The sequence below is a fragment of the Mesorhizobium sp. M7A.F.Ca.CA.002.04.1.1 genome, assembly GCF_004022805.1.
Lineage (GTDB): Bacteria > Pseudomonadota > Alphaproteobacteria > Rhizobiales > Rhizobiaceae > Mesorhizobium > Mesorhizobium ciceri.
On sequence record NZ_RZPL01000619.1, the window covers coordinates 1 to 3458 of the forward strand.

Annotated in this window: 6 protein-coding genes; 4 read left to right on the forward strand and 2 right to left on the reverse strand. The window is 61.1% G+C overall.

Going from position 1 to position 3458, the window contains the following annotated elements; genetic code table 11:
- Positions 1-658, forward strand: a 658-nt coding sequence (locus ENZ75_RS25415) for a pyridoxal-phosphate dependent enzyme (protein WP_128278403.1), incomplete at its 5' end; no start/stop codon positions are given.
- 8 nt (positions 659-666) lie between these two features.
- On the forward strand, positions 667-1227 hold the full coding sequence (locus tag ENZ75_RS25420; RefSeq protein WP_024503867.1) for a DUF1697 domain-containing protein: 561 nt from the start codon (positions 667-669) through the stop codon (positions 1225-1227).
- Positions 1228-1235: 8 nt separating this feature from the next.
- On the opposite strand, the gene ENZ75_RS25425 is transcribed toward ENZ75_RS25420, so the two are convergent.
- Together ENZ75_RS25425 and gloA are read right to left on the reverse strand one after the other, a co-directional pair.
- Positions 1236-1526, reverse strand: coding sequence for a DUF2218 domain-containing protein (locus ENZ75_RS25425; protein ID WP_027160411.1), 291 nt, complete (start codon positions 1524-1526; stop codon positions 1236-1238).
- Between the two features lie 146 nt (positions 1527-1672).
- Positions 1673-2113, reverse strand: coding sequence for a lactoylglutathione lyase (gene gloA, locus ENZ75_RS25430; RefSeq protein ID WP_013531328.1), 441 nt, complete (start codon positions 2111-2113; stop codon positions 1673-1675).
- A gap of 238 nt (positions 2114-2351) precedes the next feature.
- On the opposite strand from gloA, the gene ENZ75_RS25435 reads away from it, so the two are divergent.
- Both ENZ75_RS25435 and ENZ75_RS25440 read left to right on the forward strand, forming a co-directional pair.
- Complete coding sequence (locus ENZ75_RS25435) at positions 2352-2927, forward strand: cold-shock protein (protein WP_174564974.1); 576 nt, start codon at positions 2352-2354, stop codon at positions 2925-2927.
- Positions 2928-2951: 24 nt separating this feature from the next.
- Positions 2952-3458: DUF192 domain-containing protein (locus ENZ75_RS25440; RefSeq protein ID WP_164887992.1), on the forward strand; the 507-nt coding region annotated here is incomplete at its 3' end.

Sequence of the window (3458 nt, forward strand, 5' to 3'; positions counted from 1 at the left end):
GGGCAGGGAAGCACACTTCGTCTTCTGCGAACCGGCAGGCGCGCCGAGCCTGCGCGAGAGCCTCGCAGCGGGGAAACGGCTCAAGCTCGCCAAGGTCGACAATTTCGTCGATGGCGCCGCGGTGGCCGAGATCGGCCGCGAGCCGTTGCGTCATCTCAAGGATTTTCCGGCCGACACGGTGCGGCTGATCCCGGAAAACAGGCTCTGCGCCACCATGATCGAGATGCTCAACGTCGAAGGCGTCGTGCTGGAGCCGGCCGGCGCGCTGGCGATCGATGCGCTCAAGGATTTCTCCAAGAAGGAGATCAGGGGCAAGACGATCGTTGCCGTGGTTTCGGGCGGCAATTTCGATTTCGAGCGGCTGCCGGACGTCAAGGAACGGGCGTTGCGCTTCGAGGGTCTGAAGAAATACTTCATCATCCGTTTTCCGCAGCGGCCGGGCGCGCTGCGCGATTTCCTCGAACTGCTCGGACCCGACGACGACATCGCCCGTTTCGAATATCTGAAGAAATCGGCGCGCAATTTTGGTTCGGTGCTGATCGGCATCGAAACCAGGGACCGTCGCAATTTCGATCTGCTCAAGGCGAAGTTCGAGGCCGAGGGCGTTCAGTATCAGGACATCACCGACAACGAGACACTGGCCGGGTTCATCATATGAGCGATCGAATGGTTGATCCGGGAAAAATCTTCGTCGCGCTGTTTTCCGGCATCAATGTCGGCGGCAACCGCATCGTCAAGATGGCGGAGCTGCGGTCGTTCTTCGAGGGCCTCGGCTTTTCCGACGTCGCCACCTACGTGCAGAGCGGCAATGCCGTGTTCCGGGCGAAGAAAGGCGACGCGGCGGCACTGGCGAACCTGCTCGAAGCAGCCTTCGAGACGAAATGGGGGTTCCATTCGCGCATCATGGTGCGCGATCTCTCCTGGTTCGAGAAGCTGGTGCGCGAAAATCCCTATCCGGAAATTGCCGCGGACCACACGAAGCTGCACGCCTATGTGCTGGAACGCGAGCCGACCGCCGATGAGGTGGCGCGGCTGACCGAAAAGTGCACCGGCCCCGAACGCTTCGAGATCAAGGGCGATGTGCTCTACCTCAGCGCACCGAATGGGCTGGGCAAATCGGTGTTTGCCGGGCTGATCCCGCGCACGCTGAAAGTGCCGGGTACCGCGCGCAATTGGCGCTCGGTGCAGGCGCTGCTGGAGATGGCCGCACACGCCGGTGAGAAGTAGTTGGCTGGCTAGGCGGAAGTTGGTTTCCAGTCGAAGGTCAGTTCTTCGCGGAAAGCAAAGCGCTTGATGTGATCGGCGACAACGCTTTCCAGGCGCTCGATCGATCCTGCTTCGTCAGTCGACACCGTGACATGCAGCGCTGCGGCATCGGCAGCCATGACGGTACGGCCCATTGAGAGATCGATGGTGCCATGGGTGGGATCGAACTCGACCGGGAATTTGTGTGCCCAGTGCTTGCACAACTGCTGCAGGTAGCGGCTGGCATGTTCGGTGGCGACGTCGGCATGGCTGGTCGGCATGAATTCTCCTGGGCAAGCGCCCTTTTGCATGGCTGGGCGCCGGCCAAGCCTGGCGCCTCAGCCAGACAGATAGGCGCCGCCCCTGAAAAACCAAACGGTAGCGGGGCCGTCAGCCTGGCATTGTCCGCTCAAGACAGCGTGATCGGCTACCAGCTTCCGGTGTTCGCCATCGAAGCCCAAGGCTCGGCCTTGGCCTTGGCCGGGCCTTTCTGCAAAAGCTCGATCGAGATGCCGTCCGGCGACTTGACGAAAGCCATGTTGCCGTCGCGCGGCGGCCGGTTGATGATGACGCCATTGTCCATCAGATGCTGGCAGGTGGCGTAGATGTCGTCGACCTCATAAGCGAGGTGGCCGAAATTGCGCCCGCCCTTGTAGTCTTCGGGATCCCAATTGTAGGTCAGTTCGACCAGCGGTGCCTTTTCATTGATGCCGCTCTCCTCGTCTTCCGGTGCGGCGAGGAAGATCAGCGTGAAGCGGCCCTGCTCGTTTTCGTAGCGGCGCACTTCCTTGAGGCCGAGCTTATTGCAGTAGAAGTCGAGCGAGGCATCGACGTCGGCGACGCGGATCATAGTGTGCAGATAGCGCATGTGATTTCCTCGATAAATTGCGTTGCGGCGCAACATAGGGTCGGCCCTGTCAAAGGGCAATCGTGCGGCGGTGCGCAATGCCGGCAAAGAACAAATCCGGTATTGCCCCAATGAACCGTGAAAAAAGGCACGGCAGGTCTTGCACACACCGGAAGCCGCAGTGTTAATCTGTTGGCAAGAATCAGTTGCGGTGTTCTTGAAAAGAGGGGGCATTCTTATGGGGGAAAAGGCCTCTTTCATGGGGCGGGACGGAACCCTTGGCGACGCCTTGCAGCGTGACGAAGGCGGCGACGCTTCTGATCTGCTCGAAGTAGCCGGCGCCATCAAGTGGTTCGATGTGGCCAAGGGTTATGGTTTCATCCTCCCGGATGACGGCATCTCGGGCGACATCCTCCTTCATGTGACATGTCTTCGAAGAGACGGCTTTCAGACGGCGCTGGAAGGCGCACGCGTGGTCTGCCTCGTCAAGCATGGCGAGCGCGGATTGCAGGCCTTCCGTGTGCTCTCCATGGATGTCACCACCGCGGTCCACCCGGCCGAGATGCAGGAGCAGCGCACCCATGTCGCGGTGACGCCGGAGAGCGGTCTCGAACGCGCCTTGGTAAAATGGTTCAACCGCACCAAGGGGTTTGGTTTTCTCACCCGCGGCGAGGGTACCGAGGACATCTTTGTCCATATGGAGACCTTGCGCCGTTACGGTATCACCGAGCTTCGGCCCGGACAGGTCGTGCTGGTTCGTTTCGGGCGCGGCGACAAAGGCCTTATGGCCGCCGAAATTCACCCCGATATGGGGACCTTGCCGGTCTCGCACTAGGGCGTTTCCGGCCGAGGATCTCGAATGGCTTACAGGAACTGGCTGACCGCGGGCGCGATGTGCGCGATTGCCTTCGTCGCCGCCGCCGGTGGTTACTTCTATTCCGAAAAGCCAACCTCGGCGGACAGCCGGGCAATGATCCTTCCGGCCGATCCGGCGCCATTGGTCGTGGTGACGAAAGGCGGTGATCGCTCTTTCTCCATCGAAGTCGCCGACACCGCCGCGGAGCGCGAGGCTGGCTTGATGTATCGCCAGGACATGGCGGACAACCACGGCATGCTGTTTGTCTTCGAGGTCCAGCAGCAGGTTGGCTTCTGGATGCACAACACCCCGATGCCGCTTGATCTGATTTTTGTCGGCCAGGACGGCAAGATCCGGGCGGTCAAGCACGGCGAGCCGCAATCAGACGCCGTCATTTCGCCTGGTGTACCGGTGCGCTTCGTGCTTGAGCTCAAGGCCGGCACTGCCGCCAGGAACGGCATCGAGTATGGCGACCTTTTGCGCCATCCGGCGGTGGGCACGGTGTCCGGC

What these genes read in the sequence shown, in the direction of transcription:
- ENZ75_RS25420 (WP_024503867.1), top strand. Translation starts at nt 667, where the DNA reads ATGGTTGATCCGGGAAAAATCTTCGTCGCGCTGTTTTCCGGCATCAAT.
- ENZ75_RS25425 (WP_027160411.1), bottom strand. Translation starts at nt 1,526, where the DNA reads ATGCCGACCAGCCATGCCGACGTCGCCACCGAACATGCCAGCCGCTAC.
- gloA (WP_013531328.1), bottom strand. Translation starts at nt 2,113, where the DNA reads ATGCGCTATCTGCACACTATGATCCGCGTCGCCGACGTCGATGCCTCG.
- ENZ75_RS25435 (WP_174564974.1), top strand. Translation starts at nt 2,352, where the DNA reads ATGGGGCGGGACGGAACCCTTGGCGACGCCTTGCAGCGTGACGAAGGC.